This window comes from Kitasatospora sp. NPDC090091, from assembly GCF_044747365.1.
Classification (GTDB): Bacteria; Actinomycetota; Actinomycetes; order Streptomycetales; family Streptomycetaceae; genus Kitasatospora.
On record NZ_JBIVDY010000001.1, the window covers coordinates 349,983 to 371,498 of the forward strand.

The 21,516-nt window shown below is 72.6% G+C and carries 16 protein-coding genes and 1 tRNA gene; 6 read left to right on the forward strand and 11 right to left on the reverse strand.

Going from position 1 to position 21,516, the window contains the following annotated elements; all coding sequences use genetic code 11:
• Nucleotides 1-171: 171 nt before the first annotated feature.
• The gene (locus tag ACIPSC_RS01550; RefSeq protein WP_400822176.1) at nt 172-3,480 is read left to right on the forward strand and encodes an AAA family ATPase; all 3,309 of its coding nucleotides are present in this window, start codon (nt 172-174) and stop codon (nt 3,478-3,480) included.
• Nucleotides 3,481-3,545: 65 nt separating this feature from the next.
• Here ACIPSC_RS01550 and ACIPSC_RS01555 read toward each other — a convergent pair whose 3' ends face one another.
• Genes ACIPSC_RS01555 through ACIPSC_RS01565 form a run of 3 tightly spaced genes read right to left on the reverse strand, consistent with a single transcriptional unit; the run spans nt 3,546 to nt 7,078 of the window.
• Nucleotides 3,546-4,289, reverse strand: a complete 744-nt coding sequence (locus tag ACIPSC_RS01555; protein WP_400822177.1) for a hypothetical protein — start codon at nt 4,287-4,289, stop codon at nt 3,546-3,548.
• The gene (locus tag ACIPSC_RS01560) at nt 4,276-5,949 is read right to left on the reverse strand and encodes a VWA domain-containing protein (RefSeq protein ID WP_400822179.1); all 1,674 of its coding nucleotides are present in this window, start codon (nt 5,947-5,949) and stop codon (nt 4,276-4,278) included. Before ACIPSC_RS01560 ends, ACIPSC_RS01555 begins: the two co-directional genes overlap by 14 nt.
• Nucleotides 5,950-5,980: 31 nt before the next feature.
• On the reverse strand, nt 5,981-7,078 hold the full coding sequence (locus ACIPSC_RS01565; RefSeq protein ID WP_400822180.1) for a hypothetical protein: 1,098 nt from the start codon (nt 7,076-7,078) through the stop codon (nt 5,981-5,983).
• Between the two features lie 367 nt (nt 7,079-7,445).
• Here ACIPSC_RS01565 and pyk point away from each other — a divergent pair, with 367 nt between their 5' ends.
• The 3 genes from pyk to ACIPSC_RS01580 all read left to right on the forward strand — a co-directional run bounded on the left by pyk (nt 7,446) and on the right by ACIPSC_RS01580 (nt 9,642).
• Nucleotides 7,446-8,876: a pyruvate kinase gene (gene pyk / locus ACIPSC_RS01570; RefSeq protein ID WP_400822181.1), complete on the forward strand. Its 1,431-nt coding sequence runs from the start codon at nt 7,446-7,448 to the stop codon at nt 8,874-8,876.
• A 110-nt stretch (nt 8,877-8,986) separates the two neighbouring features.
• A complete protein-coding gene (locus ACIPSC_RS01575; RefSeq protein WP_400822182.1) occupies nt 8,987-9,346 on the forward strand; it encodes a type II toxin-antitoxin system RelE/ParE family toxin in 360 nt (119 codons plus the stop codon).
• 23 nt (nt 9,347-9,369) lie between these two features.
• A complete protein-coding gene (locus tag ACIPSC_RS01580) occupies nt 9,370-9,642 on the forward strand; it encodes a helix-turn-helix domain-containing protein (protein WP_400822483.1) in 273 nt (90 codons plus the stop codon).
• A gap of 1 nt (nt 9,643) precedes the next feature.
• On the opposite strand, the gene ACIPSC_RS01585 is transcribed toward ACIPSC_RS01580, so the two are convergent.
• Nucleotides 9,644-10,420, reverse strand: coding sequence for a transcriptional regulator (locus ACIPSC_RS01585; RefSeq protein WP_400822183.1), 777 nt, complete (start codon nt 10,418-10,420; stop codon nt 9,644-9,646).
• A 109-nt stretch (nt 10,421-10,529) separates the two neighbouring features.
• Nucleotides 10,530-10,603 (reverse strand) — tRNA-Leu (locus ACIPSC_RS01590).
• 68 nt (nt 10,604-10,671) lie between these two features.
• On the opposite strand from ACIPSC_RS01590, the gene ACIPSC_RS01595 reads away from it, so the two are divergent.
• Nucleotides 10,672-11,358 carry an ANTAR domain-containing response regulator gene (locus tag ACIPSC_RS01595; protein ID WP_400822184.1) on the forward strand — a complete coding sequence of 229 codons (687 nt, stop codon included), beginning with the start codon at nt 10,672-10,674 and terminating at the stop codon, nt 11,356-11,358.
• Between the two features lie 110 nt (nt 11,359-11,468).
• Here the strand turns inward: ACIPSC_RS01595 and ACIPSC_RS01600 are convergent, their stop codons facing one another.
• The 6 genes from ACIPSC_RS01600 to ACIPSC_RS01625 form a co-directional block, all read right to left on the reverse strand.
• Nucleotides 11,469-12,185 (reverse strand): ABC transporter ATP-binding protein, encoded by a 717-nt coding sequence (locus ACIPSC_RS01600; RefSeq protein ID WP_238740209.1) that lies wholly within the window; start codon nt 12,183-12,185, stop codon nt 11,469-11,471.
• Nucleotides 12,182-13,054 carry an ABC transporter ATP-binding protein gene (locus tag ACIPSC_RS01605; protein ID WP_400822185.1) on the reverse strand — a complete coding sequence of 291 codons (873 nt, stop codon included), beginning with the start codon at nt 13,052-13,054 and terminating at the stop codon, nt 12,182-12,184. The genes ACIPSC_RS01600 and ACIPSC_RS01605 overlap by 4 nt, the downstream gene beginning before the upstream one ends.
• Complete coding sequence (locus tag ACIPSC_RS01610; RefSeq protein WP_400822485.1) at nt 13,051-14,994, reverse strand: branched-chain amino acid ABC transporter permease; 1,944 nt, start codon at nt 14,992-14,994, stop codon at nt 13,051-13,053. Before ACIPSC_RS01610 ends, ACIPSC_RS01605 begins: the two co-directional genes overlap by 4 nt.
• Before the next feature lie 5 nt (nt 14,995-14,999).
• Nucleotides 15,000-15,929 carry a branched-chain amino acid ABC transporter permease gene (locus ACIPSC_RS01615; RefSeq protein ID WP_395296614.1) on the reverse strand — a complete coding sequence of 310 codons (930 nt, stop codon included), beginning with the start codon at nt 15,927-15,929 and terminating at the stop codon, nt 15,000-15,002.
• A gap of 127 nt (nt 15,930-16,056) precedes the next feature.
• Nucleotides 16,057-17,289, reverse strand: a complete 1,233-nt coding sequence (locus ACIPSC_RS01620; protein WP_400822186.1) for a branched-chain amino acid ABC transporter substrate-binding protein — start codon at nt 17,287-17,289, stop codon at nt 16,057-16,059.
• Between the two features lie 646 nt (nt 17,290-17,935).
• Nucleotides 17,936-18,397, reverse strand: a complete 462-nt coding sequence (locus tag ACIPSC_RS01625; RefSeq protein ID WP_400822187.1) for a PaaI family thioesterase — start codon at nt 18,395-18,397, stop codon at nt 17,936-17,938.
• Between the two features lie 311 nt (nt 18,398-18,708).
• Between ACIPSC_RS01625 and polA the strand changes: the two genes are divergently transcribed.
• Entirely contained in the window at nt 18,709-21,393 is a 2,685-nt protein-coding gene (polA, locus tag ACIPSC_RS01630) for a DNA polymerase I (RefSeq protein WP_400822486.1), read from the forward strand.
• The last annotated feature ends 123 nt before the right edge of the window (nt 21,394-21,516 follow it).

Below are 21,516 nucleotides of genomic sequence, written 5' to 3' on the forward strand. Positions count from 1 at the left end.
GGGGAGGCCGGGGGGCACCACGGGGTCGGGGTGCGGCGGGACAGGGCGGCGGCGGTCAGGCCGGCGGGTGCCGTCGGCGCCGGACGTCGACCGGCTGTCGGGCCGAATCCCCCGACGACGGCGAAGAGCTCCCGACCGGCCACCGGCGGGAGACCCGGGGAGGGAAGCAGGATGAGCACCGTCAGCACCCGCGGACCGCGGCCGGACCAGGCCGCGCCCGCGCCGCCACCGCTCGCCGCCCGCACCCCCCACCTGGAGCGGATCACCGAACTCGCCGACCGCGCCCGGGCCGGCGCCGGCGGCGCCCTGCTGCTCACAGGTGCGGCCGGCACCGGCCGCAGCGCCCTGCTCGCCGAGGCCGCCCGCCGCGCCGCCGCCGGGGGCACCACCGTCCTGTGGGCCCGTTGTTCCGCCGAGGAGTCCGACACCCCCTACGCCGCCGCCCGCCAGCTCTTCGAGGCCGGACCCGGCCCCGGCCTCTCCCCGGACCCCGGCCGTGGCACCCCCGCGGGCGGGTCGGGCAGCTTCGGACCCGGTGCCTCGGGGCCGGACGTCGTCGGGCCCGGGGCCGGCGGCCGGGGCGCCGCCGGGCCGGCCGCCGAGGACGCGCTCTGGTCGCTCCTGCGGATCCACGCCGCCCATCACCCCGTCCTGCTCGCCGTCGACGACGTCCACCTCGCCGACCCGCCCTCCCGGGACTGGCTGCGCGGCCTCGCCCGCCGGATCGACCGGCTGCCCGTCCTCCTCCTCGCCACCGAGCGCCGGCAGGCCACCCTCGGCACCCCGCCCGAACGCTTCGCCCGCGGCCTGCCCACGGGCCTGGCCGACAGCCTCCGGCTCGACCCCTTCGATGCCCGCACCGCCGCCCTGCTGGCCGCCCGCCGGCTCGGCCCCCGTACCCCGGCCGCGCTCGCCGCCGACTGCGTCCGCGCCACCGGCGGCAACCCGTTACTGCTCACCGCCCTCCTCGCGGACGTCGCCGACCTCGCGGACGTCGCCGACGACCGGTGCGGCCCAGGCCCTGGCGCGGGGCCCGGCCCCGGCGCCCGGCCCGAGGCGACCGCCCCGAGTGCACTCCCCGACAGCTGCCCCCGCCCGGCAGACGGCGCCTTCCCCGAAGCCGTCGAGGAGTGGCTGCGGGGCGGCGGCGACCGCGCCCTCACCGCCGCCCGTGCCCTCGCCCGGATGCAGGAACACCCCGCCGCCGGCACCGCCCCGCTGCCCGGTGCCCCGCTGCCTGGTGCCGACCCGTTGCCCGGCACCGCCCCGCTGCCCGGCACCGCCCCGCTGCCCGGTGCCGACCCCTGCGACCCGGCGGCCATGCTCGCCGAACTCGCCGGCACCGACCCCGACCGCACCGCCGCCTGGCTCGCCGAACTCACCGCCCAGGGCCTGCTCGACGACCCCGGCCCCGGCCAGTGGCCCCGCTTCACCCACCCCCTGCTGGCCGACGCCGTCCTCGCCGGCCACGAACCCGGCCACCGCGCCCGGGTCCACCGCGCCGCCGCCGAGTACCTGCACCGCAGCGGCGCCCCCGACGAACGCATCGCCGGGCACCTGCTCCTCACCCCCGCCCCCGGCCCCCGCTGGGCCGCCGACACCCTGCGCGCCGCCGCTCGCAGGGCCGCCCGCGCCGACCGCCCGGCCGACGCCGTCGCCCTGCTGCGCCGCGTCCTGGACGAGCCGCTCGGCGACCGCCGGCGCGGCCTCGTCCTCACCGAACTCGGCAGCCTGGAAGCCACCCTCGGCCCGGACGAGCGCGTCGCCGGCGTCCGCCACCTCGCCGAGGCCGTCGACCTCCAGCGCTCCGACGAAGGCGTCTTCCAGACCGCCAACACCCTCGGCGCCGTCCTCGCCGCGCGCGGCGACGCCCCCGCCGCCCTGGAACTGATGGAGGAGCTGGCCGAGCGCTTCGGCGACCGCGACGACCTGGTGCACGCCGTCCAGGCCGCCGCCGCGCTGATCGCCGCCCATGACGGGCACAGCTGGCTCCAGGTGGTCGAGGGCGTCCGGCGGTTCGCCGCCCGCGGCGCCCAGCGGCTCGCACCGCCCGCGTACGCGCTGCTCACCGAGTTCGACTCGACCAGCGGCCTGCTCTCCGCGGCGGAGGTCGCCGGCCGCGTCCAGGAGCTGCTCGCGGCCCCGGTGGACCCGGTCTGCCGTCCCTACGTCCTGGTGTCCGCCGCCACCCTGGCCCAGTGGGCCGACCGGCTGGGCGAGGCGGACCGGCTGGTGGACCGCGGCCTGGCGGCCTACCGGGGGCCCTCGCTGGACCCCGGCTACCAGTGCCTGCTGAGCGTCCGGGCCGAGGCCCGGGTGATGCGCGGCGAGTACCAGGCCCTGCTGGAGGACTTCGCGCTCACCGGGCCCGCCCCGGCCGCGCGCCGCCGCGCGGGTACGGGGGGCGGAGCGGCAGGCGCGGGTACGGGCGGGGCGGCGGGTGCGGGTGCGCGGGCGCCGGGGGAGCGGAGCGGGCGGTGCGAGCGCGCGGAACGGCCGCCGCTCTCCTGGTGGTGCGGCGGAGACCCGGCCGAGGACGGCACCGGCATCGGTACCGGCACCGGTACCGGCCGCGACGGCCGCGACGGCCGGGGGGACAGCCCCGAGGCCGCCCGCGCCCGCTACGCCGGGCTGCTCGGCCAGCAGAACGCCCACCTGGTCGCCCAGGCCGTGATCGCCCTCACCGAGACCGGCCGGTACTGGCAGGCCCACGGCCTCGCCCGGGCCATCGCCGCCGACCACTCCCAGGACTCCTGGGAGTGGAACGAGTACCTGTACGCCCGCGGCCTGCTCCGGCTGGCCACCGGCGAGCCGGCCGCGGCGCTCGCCGACCTGCTGGAGTGCGGGCGCCGGCAGACCGAACGGCAGGTCCTCAGCCCGATCGTCACCCCCTGGCGCTCGACCGCCGCCGACTGCCACACGCTGCTCGGCGAACCCGGCCCGGCCGTCGCCCTCGCCGAGGAGGAGCTGGCGCTCGCCCGCACCTGGGGCACCCCGCGCACCGTCGCCCGCGCCCTGCGCGCCCTGGCCGCCGCCACCGGCGGCCGGCACGGGCTGGACCTCGCCGCCGAGTCCGTCGACCTGCTGCGCGGCGCCGAGGTGGAGGTCGAGCTGATCCCCGCCCTGATCACCTACGGCCGGCTGCTTGCCGAGGGCGGCCGGCGCGGCGCCGCCCGCCGGGCGCTGCGCGAGGCCGCGAGCCGCGCCGAGCGGCTCGGCGCGGTACGGCTGCGCGGGGTCGCGGTGGACGCGCTGCGCGCCTCGGGCGCCCGGCTCGGCCGCGGCGAGCACGCGGGCGCCGAGGCGCTGACCGACAGTGAGCGGCGGATCTGCCGGCTGGCGGTGGCCGGTCACTCCAATGCCGAGATCGCCGCGATGCTCCACCTGGCGCTGCGGACGGTGGAGACGCACCTGACCAACAGCTTCCGCAAGCTCGGCGTGCGGCGGCGGGTGGAGCTGGCCGGGGTGCTGGAGGGTTGAACGCCGGCCGGGCCGCCGGGGCCGCGCGTGCGCCCGGCCGCGCCGACGCCCGGCCGGCGCGGCGGTCAGGCGCCCAGCGACGCCGCCATCAGCTCGACCTCCAGGGCCAGTTCGGCCCCCGGGTCGGCGCCGGCGGTCGTCCAGCGGTCCCAGGTACGGGCCCGCAGGTAGCCGTCCACCGCCACCGGCAGCCGCCGGGCGACGATCAGCTCGGAGGCCGGCTCCCGGCCCACCTCGCGCAGCCGCGTCAGCAGCCCGGCCAGCAGCCCGTCCACCCGGGCGGACGAGGGGAACGGGACGCCGTCCAGGTGGGCGGCCAGCTCCTCCAGCTCCGGCCAGGCCGGGCGGGCCGGGCGGCGGGCCGGCGTCACGGGCGTGCGCCGGCCTGCCGGAGTCGCCCCGCCGCCGGACGCGGCCGGTGAGCCGGGGCCGCCGGTCGGCTTGGTGCCGCCGGCCGGCCCGGTGCCGCCCGTGGACCCGCTCGCGCCGGTGGACCCGGACCCGCCCGCGGACCCGGAGCCGCCCGCAGCGCCTGTCCCGCCCCCAGCGCCGGCCCCGCCGCCGGCGGGGAGGCCGCCACCGGACCGGTCGGCCTTCTTCCCGGACGGCCAGAGCAGCACCGCCGCGCCGTACAGGGCGGCCACGATCCCCGGCCACAGCGCACCGCCGAACCCGGCGAAGTGCAGCCCCAGCCCACCCGCGCCCGCCGCGCAGCCGACCAGGTTGCGGGTCGACTCCAGGTAGGTCCAGGCCCGCCGGCCGAGCGAGGCCCCGTCCCCGTCGGGGGCGCCGCTGCTACTGGTAGCCACGGATCTCCTCGAACGCCCCGTCCAGCGAGCCCGTCCCGTCGAACAGCTTCCCGCCGGTCAGCTCCGCGATCCCCTGCAACTGGCCCTTGGCCGCGTCACCGAACAGGATCGGGAACACCGGCACCGCCTTCTGCCCCGACGGCAGCCCGTCGTAGAACGCCCGGAAGTCCTTGTCCGTCGCGCCCTCGTTGCTCTCGCCGTCCGTCATCAGCACGATCGAGGTGAAGCGGTCGTCCCCCGCCGCGGCCTGCTGCCGCTCGATCACCCGGTACGCCTCCTCCAGCGAGCTGTACACCGCCGTGCCGCCGTCCGCCGACAGCTGCTGCACGTCCGCGTTGATCGCCGACAGCTCCTGCTGCGGCCCCGGCCGGCTGCCGCTCGGCGGCACGGTGTGCGTCCTGGTCGACTTCACCTTGGAGGCGAACGAGATCAGTGTGACCTCCTCGCGGTCCCGGAACCGCCGCACCCCCCGGGTGTCGTCCGACCCGGTCAGCCCGCCCAGCGCCCGCTTCAGCGAGGCCAGCCGGTCACCCGCCATCGACCCCGAGGTGTCCAGCACGTACACCGTCCGGGACGGCCGGCGCAGCTCGTTCTGGTACGAGGCCAGCAGCCCGTCCGCCACCGCCCGGCTCCCTGGGAACGGCAGCTCGCGCCGCCGGTCGCCGGGCAGCGACGGCGCCGCCGCCGCACCCACCGCCACCGGGCGGCGCAGCGTCAGCTCAGAGATCCGCTTCTGCACGTCGTCCTTGAGCAGGTACGCGGTCAGCTTCTGGAACGCGTCCCGCTCCCGCTGCGCCGACGAACCGAGCAGCGTCAGCGGGTAGTTCGCCGACACCACGCCGTCCACCGGACGCACCACGGTCAGCTGCTGGTCCGCCGGCAGGGTCTTGTTCAGCGACAGCAGCACCGACTCGTAGTTCACCAGCGCTCCGACCCGGCCCCGCTCCGCCCGGGTGTACGCCTGCGCCAGCCACCCGGACGAGCCCGAGGTCAGCTTCTGCCCGGTGAAGAACTGCTTCAGCGCCGGCGTGGCCTTCTGCACGTCCGCCTCGGTCAGCGCCGCGTCCGCGCCCGAGAGCGCCGACGCCACCGCGACCAGCGCCGAGAAGCCGGAGTTGGACCGGGACGGGTCGGACATCCCGTACGCCAGCCGCCCGTTCGAGGCCGCCTCCGCCAGCTGCGCCCAGGTCACCTTCGAGCCGTCGCCCCAGCCCAGCTCCCCGAGCGTGGACGTCCGCACACCCACCGCCACCGGGGACACCATCACCGGCGTCTCCGAGAGCAGCTTGGCCTTGGCGCCGTCGTCCAGCCGCAGGTAGTGGTTGGACGGGAACCAGATCGCGTCGTACTTGCCGTCCGCCCGGCCCGAGGAGACCGCTTCCGCGCCGTCCAGCGAACCGGTCCAGGCGAACTGGACGGTCACCCCGGTGGCCTTCTGGGCCTCCTCCAACACCGGTGCCATGTCCTGCAGTTCACTGCCGGCCAGCACCCGCAGCACGCCCGCCTGGGCGGTCGGCGCCGGCGCGTCACTCTGCCGCGGGCCCGGCGCCGGCGAGGGCGAGGACGTGCACGCCGTCACCGCCACCAGTACGGCCAGCCCCGCCGCCAGCATCCGGCCGCCGCGCCGCGCCGCGGCCGCCGCCCCCGCCATCGTCCTCATCGCCCCACCCGTCCTGGTCGCCATTCCCCCGTCACTTCCCCTTCGCGGCGTCGATCAGCTTGGCCAGCAGGTCGGGCGCCGGCACCGGAGCCTGCTTCACCTGCGCCGCCGACAGGTCGGGCGCGAAGGCCGGCGGCCCCTTGCGGTCGCCCACCTGCTTGGCGAAGGCGGACGGGTCCGCCTGCGGCCTGAACCCGTACTTCGCCTCCAGCCGGCGCAGCACCTCGTCGTCGCGCAGCAGGCCGGCCAGCTTCCGGCCGGCCTCGGTGCGCCCGACCACGGTGTGGTCCGAGGAGACGGTGGTGTCCGGGTAGAGCACCGTCATGTCACCGGTGGACTTGCCCTCCACGGCCAGCTGGGCGGCCTGCGACTCGTAGGCGAGCACCAGCGGGTTGCCGACGTTGCTGAGGAAGTCCTTGAACGGCTGGTCGCTGCTGCTGCCCTGGCTGCCCTGCTTGGAGCTCAGCGAGTACAGCGCGGGCTTGATCCGGTCCACCTCGGGACCGCTCGACACCACCTGGTGGCCGTTGAGGACGTAGGAGGTGATGCCGATGTACAGCGCCCCGGAGGAGGACTCGGCGGGGTCGGTGGTGGTGATGAAGACGGCGCCCCTGAGGTCCGAGTTGCCCGCGGACCCGGCCAGGTCCTCCCACTTCCTGCCGGCCTTCACCAGGTTGAGGTACTCGTCCATCTTGAGCGTCCACACCCCGGTGGCCTTGTCCTGGCTCGCCACCTTGTTCTGCTCCAGCACCTCGGCGGTCGGGCGGTGGGCCAGCACCACGAGCGGCGAGTAGAACGGGCGGATCGGCGCGTCCTTGAGCTGCAGCCGCCTGCGGATCTCCTCGGCCGGGGAGAGGCTCGCCGGGAAGGCGAAGTCGAGCTGGTCGAGCTTGCTGTCGCCCATCAGCCACGAACCGGTGGTCTGGGCGTCGACCTTGATTCCCTGCTTGGCCAACTCGGCCTTGACGTCCGGGTCTTCGAAGAATTCGCGCTTCTCCGAGCCGATCACCCCGGTGACGGTGACGACCTTCGGCTCCTCCTCGCCGCCGGGCCCGGTCGGCCGCAGCAGTGCGAACGCCACCCCACCCAGCAGTACCAGTGCCGCGAGCACTCCGACCGCGCGCTTCATGCCGAACGTTCCCCCTCGTCCGATCCGTCTCCGGGCTCCCACCCGGGTGACGAGCGTCCTCCCGGCCCGCGAGCTACGGCGGAAGCCATGGTGAACGAGAGGTGAACACCCCTTCACGGAATCGCATCGTCGACCGCCCGTCCGGTCTTCCCGCGGAGGTGTGCGGCTTCCCGGCGCCGACATGGGCGGGGAGCGGCCCGGCGTCGTCGGGTCGGCCGCCGCGTCAACCCGCCGAGCGGGGCCGTCGCCCGATCGTGAGCGTACGGATGGCGATGCGTCAGATTGTTCAACTCGCCTTCCTGCAAAGGTCATCCTGCTGTCCGGACCTACGGCGATGTTACGCGCCGGTAATGCCTACGCTCAGGGTATGCGCCGAGCAAAAATCGTCTGTACCCTCGGGCCCGCCACCGACTCGTACGACCAGATCAAGGCCCTGGTCGACGCCGGGATGGACATCGCCCGCCTCAATCTCAGCCACGGCTCCCACATCGAGCACGAGGAGCGCTACCGCCGGGTCCGCAAGGCCGCCGACGAGACCGGCCGGAGCGTCGGCGTCCTCGTCGACCTTCAAGGCCCGAAGATCCGACTGGAGACCTTCGCCGAAGGTCCGGTACTTCTCGAACGCGGCGACGAGTTCACCATCTCCACCGACAAGGGCGTCGTGGGGGACCAGAACGGCTGCGGCACCACCTACGCCGGCCTCGCGGCCGACGTCACCCCCGGCGAGCGGATCCTCGTCGACGACGGCCGGGTCTCCCTGGAGGTCGTCGAGGTGGCCGGCCCCCGGGTCCGCTGCCTGGTCGTCGAGGGCGGCCTGGTCTCCGACCACAAGGGCCTCAACCTCCCCGGCGTCGCCGTCTCGGTGCCCGCGCTCAGCGACAAGGACGTCGCCGACCTGCGCTGGGCCCTGCGGACCGGCGCCGACCTCGTCGCGCTCTCCTTCGTCCGCAGCGGGCGCGACATCGAGGACGTCCACCGGATCATGGCGGAGGAGGGACGCTTCGTCCCCGTCATCGCCAAGGTGGAGAAGCCGCAGGCGGTCGAGAACCTGGACGCCATCGTCGACGCCTTCGACGGTATCATGGTGGCCCGCGGTGACCTGGGCGTGGAGATGCCCCTCGAACAGGTCCCGATGGTCCAGAAGCGCGCCGTCAAGCTCGCCAAGCGCAACGCCAAGCCGGTCATCGTCGCGACCCAGATGCTCGACTCGATGATCAACACCTCGCGGCCCACCCGCGCCGAGGCCTCCGACGTCGCCAACGCCGTCCTCGACGGCACCGACGCGGTGATGCTCTCCGGCGAGACCTCGGTCGGCAAGTACCCGGTCGAGACGGTCCGCACCATGGGCCGCATCATCGAGGCCGCCGAGTCCGACATCCTGGCCGCCGGCCTGCCGCCGCTCACCCCCTCCAACAAGCCGCGTACCCAGGGCGGCGCCGTCGCCCGCGCGGCCGCCGAGATCGGGGACTTCCTCGGCGCCAAGTACCTCGTCGCCTTCACCCAGTCCGGCGACACGGCCCGCCGCCTGACCCGCTACCGCTCGCCGATCCCCGTCCTCGCCTTCACCTACGAGCCGGCCGTCCGCAGCCAACTCGCCCTCACCTGGGGCGTCGAGACCTTCCTCGGCCCCTTCGCCCCCACCACCGACGAGATGGTCGAGCAGGTCGACGCCGCCCTGCTCTCCCTCGGCCGCTGCCAGAAGGGCGACATCGTCGTCATCACCGCGGGCTCCCCGCCCGGCCTCGCCGGCTCCACCAACCTCGTCCGCGTCCACCACGTGGGCACGTTGGACAACTGACCCGGCAGCACCCACCTGTTCGAGGGCGGCATTCCCCATCCGGGGGAATGCCGCCCTCACCGCCGACCGGAAGGCCCTGACACCCCTGGCGCGTCCATACCATCCGTGTTATGACTTGGGGAGAAGTAGAGCTCGAACCGGAAGTCCGGGACTGGATCCTCGGTCTCGGGCAACACGGACAGGAAACGGTCGCCTTCTACATCGACCTCCTCGCCGACCGTGGCCCGCTACTCGGCGAGCCGCACACCAGGCAACTGGACGGCAAGCTCCGCGAGCTCCGCTTCCATATGAACGAACTCGACATGAGGCTCACCTACTGGATCGCACCCGGCCGCCGGATCATCCTGCTCACCGTGTTCCGTAAAACACGCATGCGGGAGACCGCCGAGGTCGAACGGGCCGGGCGGGCGCTGCGCCGCTGCGTGGCCGAGCGGCACACCGCCGACGAGGACGAGGAGTGGACGAGATGAGCGAGCGGGCTTCCTGGCGTGCGATGCGCGAGGAGATTCTGAACCGCCCGGGCGCCGGCGCGGCGTACGAGGCCGCACGGATCAGGTTCGAACTCGGTGAGACTGTGCGCCTCCGCCGAGAGTCTCTCGGCATGACCCAGTCCCAGCTGGCCGCCGCGGCCGGAATGCAGCAGCCGGCCATCGCCCGCTTCGAGGCCGGCGGCACGATGCCCACCCTGGTCGTCCTGGAGCGGCTCGCCTCGGCACTGGGAATGCGCCTCACTGTCGACATGGAGCCGCTGGACAGGGCGAGCTGAGTCAGTACTTCGCCCCGATGTGCGCGTCCATGAGGGCGACGGACTCCTTGCGGGCGACGGAGATGTTGACCTGGCCGGTGGCGCGGGGCTTCGAGGCCTTCCACCGCACGCCCACGGCGTCGAGGGTGTCGGTGAAGAGCCGGATGATGTCGGTCGAGGTGTTGGTGAAGAAGTACCGCGGGTACTCGTAGCGCTTCCGGACGCCGCCGACGGTGCGGACGGTCCAGTTGGTGATCCGGCAGCCGTCGGAATGGATCAGCCCGCGCAGGAACTCCCAGGGATGGGCGTCGACGATCGCCTGCTGCCACGGCATGAGGGCAATCGCTCGTAGGTGCTTGGGACCACGGCCGTGCTGGGGGAAGAGGCACGGCCAGTGTTTGCTGGTGCTGACGACGCTCGTGCAGCCCGGCGCACGGACGCGCTGGACTTTGTTGTGCGGCATGACGGCATTGACGGCCCGCGCGCACTCGTCGATGAGGCCGGGCCAGGCGTCACCACACGCGATGCGGAGGGCGTGGACGCTGCGGCGGCCCTCACTGATGCAGCCGTCGCCGAGGTAGAGGCCGAGCAGGTAGGAGTAGTCGGCGCGGGGGCGATCGGGATCGAGACGGCCGTGACGGACTGGGCACTCGGCGGTCATGCGCGGGCTCGGTACGTCTCCCGATGCCCAACCGCGGATCGCAGATCGGGATATTCCGGTCGCTCGGCCGACTTGGCTGAAGGTCAGTCCGGTTGCGTGGAGTTCCAGAGCGCGCCGACGCGTCGCCATGTCGTACATGTGGCCGAGCGTGTGCGAAGTTCTTCGCGCGGTCCGGTGGTCGCTCGAATCTTCACTCGAATTGGTGAAGATCCATGAATTCTTGTCCGGCCTTCAAATTGAAGGAAAGTACCCCGGGTGGGATTCGAACCCACGCTGGATGGTGTTTGAGACCATTGCCTCTAACCTCTGGGCTACCGGGGCATCCGCAGATTCGAAGGTTAACCCCGACCCTGCGACAACAAACATACCGTGTCTAGGTACCCTCATGCATGCAGTACCCCGCCGGAACGAGGAGCCCCGTGAGCACCGCCGACGAGCAGGCACAGCCGCTTGAGACCGATTCGCCCCAGATCACCCGGATCGTGATCGCCGAGGACGAGGCGCTGATCCGCCTTGACCTGAAGGAGATGCTGGAGGAGGAGGGGTACACCGTCGTCGGCGAGGCCGGGGACGGGGCGACGGCGGTGAAGCTGGTCGAGGAGCTCCGGCCGGACCTCGCCATCCTGGACGTGAAGATGCCCGTCCTGGACGGGCTCTCCGCCGCCGAGCAGATCCACGAGAAGCACCTCGCGCCGGTCCTGATGCTGACCGCGTTCTCGCAGCGCGAGCTGGTGGACCGGGCCCGGGACGCGGGCGCGATGGCGTACATCGTGAAGCCGTTCAGCAAGAGCGACCTCGTGCCCGCGATCGAGATGGCCGTCTCCCGGTACACCGAGATGCGGACGCTGGAGCAGGAGATCGCCGACCTGTCGCAGCGGCTGGAGACCCGGAAGCTGGTGGACCGGGCGAAGAGCGTGCTGCAGACCAAGTTCGGGCTGAACGAGCCGGCCGCGTTCCGGTGGATCCAGAAGACCTCGATGGACCGCCGGATGACGATGGCCGCGGTGGCCGAGGCGGTCATCGAGGAGGGCGAGGCCCAGGACCGCAAGAAGGCCGAGGAGGCCAAGGGCGAGTAGCGGCCCGAGGGCGGGTGGCGGCCGAGGGGCGGACGGCTGCGGGGGGATCAGGACACGGCGAAGGGCCCGGCGGGAAGCCGGGCCCTTCGTGCTGCCTGGGTGCGGACGGGTCAGTCCTCGCCGAGGTAGGCCTTCCGCACGGACTCGTCGTGCAGCAGGTCCGCGCCGGTGCCCTGGAGGACGATGCGGCCGGTCTCCATGACGTAGCCCTGGTCGGAGAGCGAGAGCGCCGCCTGGGCGTTCTGCTCGACCAGCAGGATGGTCGTCCCGCTCGCCTTGAGCTCGACGATGGTCGCCATGATCTTCTGCATCATGAGCGGCGAGAGGCCCATCGAGGGCTCGTCGAGCATGAGCAGCTTGGGCTGGGACATCAGGGCGCGTCCCATGGCGAGCATCTGCTGCTCGCCGCCGGAGAGGGTGCCGGCGGCCTGCTTGCGGCGTTCGCCGAGGATCGGGAAGAGGCCGTAGGCCCGCTCCACGTCCGCGGCGATGCCGGCGGTGTCGCTGCGCAGGAAGGCGCCGAGGAGGAGGTTCTCCTCGATGGTCATGCGCGGGAAGATGTGCCGGCCCTCGGGGGAGTGGGCCAGGCCGAGCGAGACGATCTTGTGGGCGGGGACCGCGTTGAGCGGCTGGCCGTCGAAGGTGATCTTCCCGTTGGTCGGCTTGAGCAGCCCGGAGAGGGTGCGCAGGGTGGTGGTCTTGCCGGCGCCGTTGGTGCCGATCAGGGTGGTGACCTCGCCCTGGTTGACGGTGAAGCTGATGCCCTTGACGGCTTCGATCTTGCCGTAGGCGACGCGGAGGTCCTCGACCTCAAGGAGTGCGGTCACTGGGTGTCCTCCGGTGCTGCGGTGGTGCCCTCGGCGGCGGTGGCTCCTTCGAGCGGGGCGCCGAGGTAGGCGGTGATGACGCGTTCGTCGTTCTGGACGGTCTCGCGGTCGCCTTCGACGATCTTCTGGCCCTGGACGAGCACGGCGGTGCGGTCGCAGAGGTTGAAGATGAACCGCATGTCGTGCTCGATGACGAGGATGGAGACGCCGCGGTCGCGGATGGCGAACACGAGCTCCTCGGCGGCGCGGGTCTCCTGCGGGTTCATGCCGGCGGTGGGCTCGTCGAGGAGCAGCAGGCCGGGGTCGGAGGCGAGGGCGCGGGCGATCTCCAGCTTCCGCTGTTCGCCGTAGGGGAGGTTGCGGGCGAGGTGGTCGGCCTTCTCGGCGAGGCCGGTGAAGGCCAGGAGCTCCATGGCGCGTTCGCGGCTCTCGGCCTCGGCGCGGTGGTAGGAGGGGCCGCGCAGGATGGCGGCGAAGAGGCCTTCGCGGGTGCGGCTGTGCCGGCCGACGAGGACGTTCTCCAGGACGGTCATGTTGGCGAAGAGCCGGATGTTCTGGAAGGTGCGGGCGATGCCGGCCTGGGTGACGAGGTGGGGCTTGGGCGGCAGGACGGTGCCCTTGTAGGTGACCTTGCCCTCGGTGGGGACGTAGAGGCCGGTGAGGCAGTTGAAGAAGGTCGTCTTGCCGGCGCCGTTGGGGCCGATGAGACCGATGATCTCGCCCTCGCCGACGGTGAGGGAGACGTTGTTGACGGCGGTGAGGCCGCCGAACCGCATGGTGACGCCGGCGACTTCGAGCAGCGGGCGGGCCGGGGCGGGCCGGTCGGTGACGGCCGTGGGCGTGTTGCTGGTGGTCATCTGGGTGGTCACGCCCCTGCCTTGGTGAGGGTGGCGGTGTCGCCGGTCGACTGGGCCGGGATCGAGGCCTCGTGGAACTCCAGCTGGCTGCGCCGGTTGGGGATGAGGCCCTCGGGGCGGACCCGCATCAGCACGATGAGGGCGATGCCGAAGGCGAGCAGCTGGTAGTCGGAGAGGAATTCGAGCTTCTTGGGGACGAGGAACAGCAGGGTGGCGCCGGCGAGCGGGCCGCTGATGGTCCCCATGCCGCCGAGGATGACGGCGGCGAGGAGGAAGGCGGAGTTGGGCGGGAGGGCCTCGGCGAAGGTGTACTGGTCGGGGGTGACGGTGTAGCTGACGTGGGCCTGGACGGTGCCGGCGAGGCCGGCGAGGCAGGCGCCGAGGGCGAAGGCGAGGAGCTTGAGGCGGAAGCCGTTGATGCCCATGGCCTCGGCGGCGGTCTCGTCCTCGCGGATGGCGACCCAGGCGCGGCCGATGCGGGAGTTGCCGACGCGGGCGAAGACCAGTACCACGAGGGCGGTGACCACGAGCATCAGCAGGTAGTAGTTGGAGAACCGGCCGAGCTCGATGCCGAACAGGTTGGTGGGCTTGCCGAGGTCCCAGCCGAGGATGTTGAGGTCGGGGATCCGGGGGATGCCGTTGGAGCCGTTGGTGATCTTGGGGCCGGTGGTCCCGTTGAGGTTGAGCATGGTGATGCGGAAGATCTCGCCGAACCCGAGGGTGACGATGGCGAGGTAGTCGCCGCGCAGCCGCAGGGTGGGGGCGCCGATCAGGACGCCGAAGACCATCGAGACGGCGGCGCCGGTGAGCATCGCGGCCCAGAAGGGGAACTGGACGTGGATGGGGGAGGCGGGGGAGCCGGAGACCAGGGCGGCGGCGTAGGCGCCGACGCCGAGGAAGGCGACGTAGCCGAGGTCGAGCAGGCCGGCGAGGCCGACGACGATGTTGAGGCCGAGGGCGACGGTGGCGAAGATCAGGATGTTGGTGGCGACCGAGGTGTACTGGTCGCTGGTCTGGGTGAACGGGAAGCTGGCGGCGGCGGCGAACGCCGCGCCGGTGGTGACCGAGCGGTACTTGACGGTCAGCGTGCGCAGCCGGGGCAGCAGGCCGGACTTGCCGAGGGAGGCGCCGACGGAGGCGGCCAGCAGCAGGTAGGCGATGAAGAGCTCGCCGTACTCGGTGTCGATGCCGAAGGTGATGGCGAACAGGCCGATGCCGAAGGCGACGACGATGAGCAGGACCTCCAGGAAGGAGGGGAGCTCGCGGGCCGCGGGGAGCGGGCGGGTGGTGTTGGAGAGCCGCAGCCAGTGGTTGGCGAGGTGGCCGAGCTGGATGACGAGGACGGCCGCGGCGGCGATGGCGATGCCGCCGGCGAGGGCGGTGAGCACCGGGGCGACGGGCTTGTCCTCGGGGACGGCGTGGGTGGCGAACCAGACGACGGCGGCGACCGGGACGAGCACGAAGAGTCGCCGGTCGAGGATGCGCAGGGTGACGCCGGTGCGGCGGTCGAGCGGGAGGCCGAGCGTGCCGGCCAGGGCGAGCAGGGCGCCGGCGCCGAGGACCCAGCCGCCGGGTTCGAGGTTGGCGAGGCCGCCGAGGTCGACGGCGATGGCCGCGATCGAGAACCAGGCGACGGCGAAGGCGCCGGTGGCGGCGAGGAGGACGGCGTTGTTGCTGCGGGTGGGGGCGGCCCAGCGCAGGCCGGGGACGCCCTGGGCGGCGAGCAGCAGGACGAGGGTGAGGAGGCCGCCGGTGAGGGCGAGCCACTGGAGGCCGGCGGGGGAGCCGTAGTAGGTGAGGTCGCCGGGGAACTCGTCGGTCCAGGTCCAGGACATCAGGGCGGAGGCGACGGTGGCGGCGGCGCCGAGGCCGGTGAGCAGGACGGCGGCGCGGGTCGGCAGGGGGAGGACCGGGGTGGTCTCGGTGCCGGCGGTGGTGGAGGTGGTCGTCATGGTGCTCACGCCCTGTCCGCGACGCGTTCGCCGAGCAGGCCCTGAGGTCGGACGAGCAGGACGACGATGAGGAGTACGAAGGCCCAGACGTCCTTCCAGGCGCCGCCTCCGAAGAGGTGCATGCCGGGGAGGTGCTGGATGTAGCCGGTGGCGAGGGCTTCGGCGAGGCCGAGCGCGACGCCGCCGAGCATGGCGCCGTAGATGTTGCCGATGCCGCCGAGGACGGCTGCGGTGAAGGCCTTCAGGCCGAGGATGAAGCCCATCCGGAAGTCGACCTGGCCGCTGCGCAGGCCGTAGGCGACGGCGGCGACGGCGGCGAACGCGGCACCGATGGCGAAGGCCATGACGATGATGCGGTCGGTGTCGATGCCCATCAGCTTGGCGGTGTCGGGGTCCTGGCTGGTGGCCTGCATGGCGCGGCCGGAGCGGGTGCGGGTGACGAACCAGCCGAGGGCGATCATGCAGATCGGGGCGGCGATCAGGAGGAAGAGGTCGCTGCGCTGGATGGTGATGGAGCCGAGCTCGAAGGGGTCACCCGGGATCTTGGGGAAGACGCGGGCCTTCTTGGCGTCCGGGTAGAAGGAGAAGACGAGCTGCTGGAGCAGGATCGACAGGCCGATCGCGGTGATCAGCGGTGCGAGCCGGGGTGCGGTGCGCAGCGGCCGGTAGGCGAAGCGCTCGGCGGCGACGGCGGTGAGGGTGGAGACCAGGATGCCGGCGATCAGCATCAGCGGTAGGGCCAGCCAGAGTGTGGTGCCGCCGGGGAGGGCGAGGTAGGCGGTCAGGGCGCCGAAGCCGCCGACCATGACGATCTCGCCGTGGGCGAAGTTGATGAGCTGGACGATGCCGTAGACCATCGTGTAGCCGATCGCGACGAGCCCGTAGAGGGCGCCGAGGATCAGGCCGTTGGCCAGCTGCTGCGGTAGGTCGTGCACCGCTGGGCCTCCGTTGTGCGTGGGGTGGGTCCGCGTGGGTGGTGGATGTGGGGCGCGCGGGGGGCACTCGTGGCGCCCCCCGCGCGTGTGTTCCGGTGTGCTGTGGCTGTTCGACGTGCGGGTCGGGTCAGCCGTTGAAGGTGCCGGACTTCTCCACGGCCCACTTGCCGTCCTTGACGGCGTAGACGGTGAGCTGCTTGTTGGTGGTGTCGCCGAACTCGTCGAAGGAGACCTTGCCGGTGACGCCCTCGAAGGAGACCTTCTGGACGGCCTCGACGATCTTGGCGCGGGCGTCGCTGGGGAGCTTGCCGCCGTTGGCGGTGACGACGGCCTTGACGCCCTGGATGATGGCCCAGGCGCTGTCGTAGGAGTAGCCGCCGTAGGTCTCGTAGGCGTCCTTGTAGCCGGCGCTCTTGTAGTCGGCGATGAACTTGGCGGCGGTCGGGAGCTGCTCGACGGGCAGGCCGACGGCGGTGGCGTAGTCGCCCTGGCTCTTGGGGTTGAGCTTGATGAAGTCGCCGCTCTGGATGCCGTCGCCGCCCATCAGCGGGATGCTGACGCCGGCCTCCTTGAGCTGGAGGGAGAGCGGGCCGGCGGCGGGGTACTCGCCGCCGTAGTAGACGGCCTCGGCGCCGGAGGACTTGACCTTGGTGACGACGGCGGCGAAGTCGCGGTCGTCGGGGTTGACGTGCTCCTCGCCGACGATCTGGCCGCCCTGCTTGGTGAACTCGCCCTTGAAGGTGGCGGCGAGGCCGGCGCCGTAGGTCTTCTGGTCGTCGATGAGGAAGACCTTGGTCTTCTTCGCGTCCTTGGCCAGGAACTGGGCGGCGAAGGGGCCCTGGACGGCGTCGGTGGTGGAGGTGCGGAAGTAGGACTTGAAGGGGCGGGCCTTGGTGCCGCTGGCCCACTTCTCGCCCTGGCTGAGGGCGACGCCGGTGTTGGCGGGGGAGATCTGGACGAGGTTGGCGTCGTTGAAGATCTGCTGCATCGACTGGGCGACGCTGGAGTTGAGCGGGCCGACGACGCCGAGGACGTCCTTGTCGGCGACCAGCTGGGTGGCGTTCTGCTGGCCCGGGGCGGGCTTGGCGGTGTCGTCGAGGGCCTTGATCTGGAACTTGATCCCGGGGACCTCGTTCTTCTCGTTGGCCTGCTTGGCCGCGAGCTCGACGGAGTTGCGGATGCCGAGGCCGAGGGCGGAGAGGTCGCCGGTGAGGGGGGCGTCGACACCGATGGTGACGGTGGTGCTGGACCCGGCGTTGTTGCCGTCCCCGGACTTCTTCTCGCCGCGGGAGCCGCAGGCGCTCAGGCTGAGGGCGCCGATCACGGCAATGCTCACGACAACTGCTGAACGATGACGCACAGGGGTCCCCTTCGGTTCAGGAGGGCGCCGCGCCTGAATGGCGGGAGCCGGGATGCGCGATGGGCTGCCTGGCCCAATCCGGTGGCGCGGTGACTGGCCGTGACTCTAGATGCCGGTGGGCGGGCTCCGGCAGTGGTGTGGCGAGGCTGTGATTCTCTTGTTATGAGCACACGGAGCGACTGTCTCACTATGTGGTCGTTTTGGCTCGATCGATCCGGTACTACTGGGGTTCTACTGGCCGGTAGAAAGGTGTAAGGCCCAGAAATGGGGGTTACTCCTGGCCGCTCCGATAATCGGACGCGACTGTCCGCTTTGCTGGTGTCGGGCATGCTCGTCCGAATATCGGACGTTCGTGGGGTTGACGAACGGGCTTCCGTGTCACTCGGGGCGTCGGGGTCCCCTGTCGAGTGAATTCGCTCGATGTTACTCAGCGTTACACAGTTGAAATTCTGTGAACACGCAAGGGCCCCCTTGTATAGACCAACGCCTGCCCAGGGCGGTCGAAGGTCAAACAAGGGGGCCCGTAAGGGATCTGATGATCAGTGAGCCCGACTGATCCGCCGTCGGGAGGGTCGCCGGGCCGACGGGGCGTCAGACGCACCCCCGGGGGTGCGCCGGCCGGCCCGGGGGTCGCGCCGGGGTCGCGTCAGAGGTCGCGCAGCATGCAGGTCAGCCGGCAGCTGGTGATCCGCCGGCCGGTGTCGTCGGTGATCGCGATCTCGTAGGTGGCGGCGGTGCGCCCCTTGAACACGGCGGTCGCCACCCCGGTGACCAGGCCGGAGGTGGCCGAGCGGTGGTGGGTGGCGTTCAGGTCCACGCCCACCGCGTAGCGGCCGGGCCCGGCGTGCAGCATCGCGCCGACCGAGCCCAGGGTCTCCGCCAGCGCCGCCGAGGCGCCGCCGTGCAGCAGCCCGTACGGCTGCTGGTTGCCCTCGACCGGCATGGTGCCGACCACCCGGTCGCCCGAGGCCTCGACGATCCGGATGCCGAGCTTCTCGCCGAGGTGGCCGCCGGAGAAGGTGGCCGGGTCCACGCCGAGCTTGGCGAAGTGGTCCAGCACCTCCTGCGGGACCTTGAGGACGGGGGCCGCGTCGGACGCGTCGGTCATGGGGGAGCTCCTGCCGCTCGGGGTCACGTCGTCGTGCTGCCAGTGATCGTACGACCGTCCTACTCGGCGGTAGCGGGCACCGGGCGCAGGCCGGCGCGGCGGGCCCGGCGCGCCGGTGCGGCGTGCGGGGGCGGCGTGCGGGGCGCCGGCCGGTGCGGGGCGGGCCGTCCGGCGGACGCGCCCCTTTTGTCGGTGCCGGGCCATAGGATCGGTGGCCGGTAGTGGAATCGGCAGGAACGGACGTTGACGTGGCTACGCAGAGTACGGACAAGGGCGCGGCGGGTGGCGGCGGGGCGGCCCGGCCCCGGCTGATGCTGCTCGACGGGCACTCGATGGCCTACCGGGCGTTCTACGCGCTGCCCGTGGAGAACTTCAACACCTCCACCGGCCAGCCGACCAACGCGGTGTACGGCTTCGCCTCGATGCTCGCCAACACCGTCCGCGACGAGCGGCCCACCCACCTCGCGGTGGCCTTCGACCTCTCCCGCCAGACCTTCCGCTCCGCCGAGTTCCCCGACTACAAGGCCAACCGGGCCAAGACGCCGGACGAGTTCCGCAGCCAGGTCGGCCTGATCCACGACCTGCTGGACGCGATGAACGTCCAGCGGCTCAGCGTCGAGGGCTTCGAGGCCGACGACATCATCGCCACCCTGGCCACCGCCGCCGAGGCGGCCGGCTTCGACGTCGACATCGTCACCGGCGACCGCGACTCGCTCCAGCTGGTCACCGAGCACGTCACCGTCCTCTACCCGACCAAGGGTGTCTCCGAACTCACCCGCTACACCCCGGAGAAGGTCGCCGAGAAGTACGGCGTCACCCCGCGCCAGTACCCCGACCTCGCCGCGCTGCGCGGCGACCCGTCCGACAACCTGCCCGGCATCCCCGGCGTCGGCGAGAAGACCGCCGCCAAGTGGGTCAACCAGTTCGGCTCCTTCGACGAACTCGTCTCCCGCGCCGACGAGGTGAAGGGCAAGATCGGCGAGAAGCTGCGCGAGCACCTCGACTCGGTCAAGCGCAACCGCGTCCTCACCGAGCTGGTCCGCGACGTCGAACTCCCGCTCGGCATCGACGACCTGGGCCGCACCGCGTTCGACCGGGCGGCCGTCGGCACCCTGATGGAGTCGCTGGAGTTCCGCAACGCCAACTTCCGCGACCGCGTCTTCGGCATCGACCCGGCCGCCGCCGAGCCCGAGGCCGCGGCCGAGCCCGCCCCCGGCATCGAGGTCGACGGCGAACTGCTCACCGACCCCGGCACGCTCGCCGCCTGGCTCGCCGAGCACGCCGCCGGCAAGGCCCCGGTCGCCCTCGCCGCCGTCTACCAGTGGGCCCTCGGCAGCGGTGAGGTCACCGAGATCGCGCTCGCGACGGGGGAGACGGCCGCCTGGTTCGACCCGGCACTGCTCGCCGAGGAGGACGAGCGCGCCCTCGCCGCCTGGCTGGCCGACCCGGCCGCCCCCAAGGCGCTCCACATCGCCAAGCAGGTCATGCGGGCCTTCGCCGAGCGCGGCTGGACCATCGCGGGCGTCGTCGCCGACACCGCCCTCGCCGCCTACCTGGACAAGCCCGGCCGCCGCACCTTCACCCTGGAGGTGCTCGCCGAGGAGTACCTGGCCCGCTCGCTCGCCCCGGCGCCCGCCGCCGAGAGCGGCCAGCTCGCCTTCGACGCCCCGGAGGAGGACCCGACCGCCGGCGCCCAGGCGCTGATGCTCCAGGCCCGCGCCGTGCTCGACCTCGCCGCGCACTTCGACACCCGCCTCGCCGAGGTCGGCGCCACCGGCCTGATGCGCGACATGGAGCTGCCGATCGCCGCCCTGCTGGCCCGGATGGAGCGCACCGGCATCGCTGCCGACCGCGCCTGGCTCACCGGCCTGGAGGCGCAGTTCGCCGCCGAGATCCAGCGCGTGGTCGAGGAGGCGCACGCCGCCGCCGGCCACGAGTTCAACCTCGGCTCGCCCAAGCAGCTTCAGGAGATCCTCTTCGGCGAGCTGGCCCTGCCCAAGACCAAGAAGATCAAGACCGGCTACACCACCGACGCCGACGCGCTCACCTGGCTGGCCACCCAGACCGACAACGAGCTGCCGGTCATCCTGCTGCGCCACCGCGACCAGGCCAAGCTGCGCACCACCGTCGAGGGCCTGCTCAAGACGGTCTCCCCGGCCGGGCGCATCCACACCACCTTCAACCAGATGGTCGCCGCCACCGGCCGGCTCTCCTCGCAGGACCCGAACCTGCAGAACATCCCGGTCCGCACCGAGGAGGGCCGGATGATCCGCCGCGCCTTCGTCGTCGGCGAGGGCTACGAGGCGCTGCTCACCGCCGACTACTCGCAGATCGAGCTGCGGATCATGGCCCACCTCTCCGAGGACGAGGCCCTGATCGAGGCCTTCGCCTCCGGCGAGGACCTGCACACCACCGTCGCCTCCCAGGTCTTCGAGGTCCCCCGCGACGCGGTCGACGCCGAGATGCGCCGAAAGATCAAGGCGATGTCCTACGGCCTGGCGTACGGGCTCTCCGCGTACGGGCTCTCCCAGCAGCTCGGCATCAAGCCGGCCGAGGCGCAGGGCCTGATGGACACCTACTTCGAGCGCTTCGGCGGCGTCCGCGACTACCTGCGCCGGGTTGTCGACGAGGCCCGTGCCACCGGCTACACCGAGACCCTGCTCGGCCGCCGCCGCTACCTGCCGGACCTCAACAGCGACAACCGTCAGCGCCGCGAGATGGCCGAGCGGATGGCCCTCAACGCCCCGATCCAGGGCTCGGCCGCCGACATCGTCAAGATCGCCATGCTCCGGGTGGACGACGCGCTGCGCGAGGCCGGGCTGGCGTCCCGGATGCTGCTCCAGGTCCACGACGAAATCGTGCTGGAGCTGGCCCCGGGCGAGCGCGAACGGGTCGAGGCGATCGTCCGCGAGCAGATGGCGGGCGCCTACCCGCTGCGCGCCCCGCTCGACGTCTCCGTCGGCGTCGGCCCCGACTGGGAGGCCGCCGCGCACTGACGCGTGGTGTCCTCCGGCGGGCCCGGGCGCTTCGGCGTCCGGGCCCGCCGCTACGCTCGGCCGGCCCGCGGGCGCCGGTCAACACCGGTCGGCTTCCTGCGGAATTGGCCCCTCCGGTCGGTC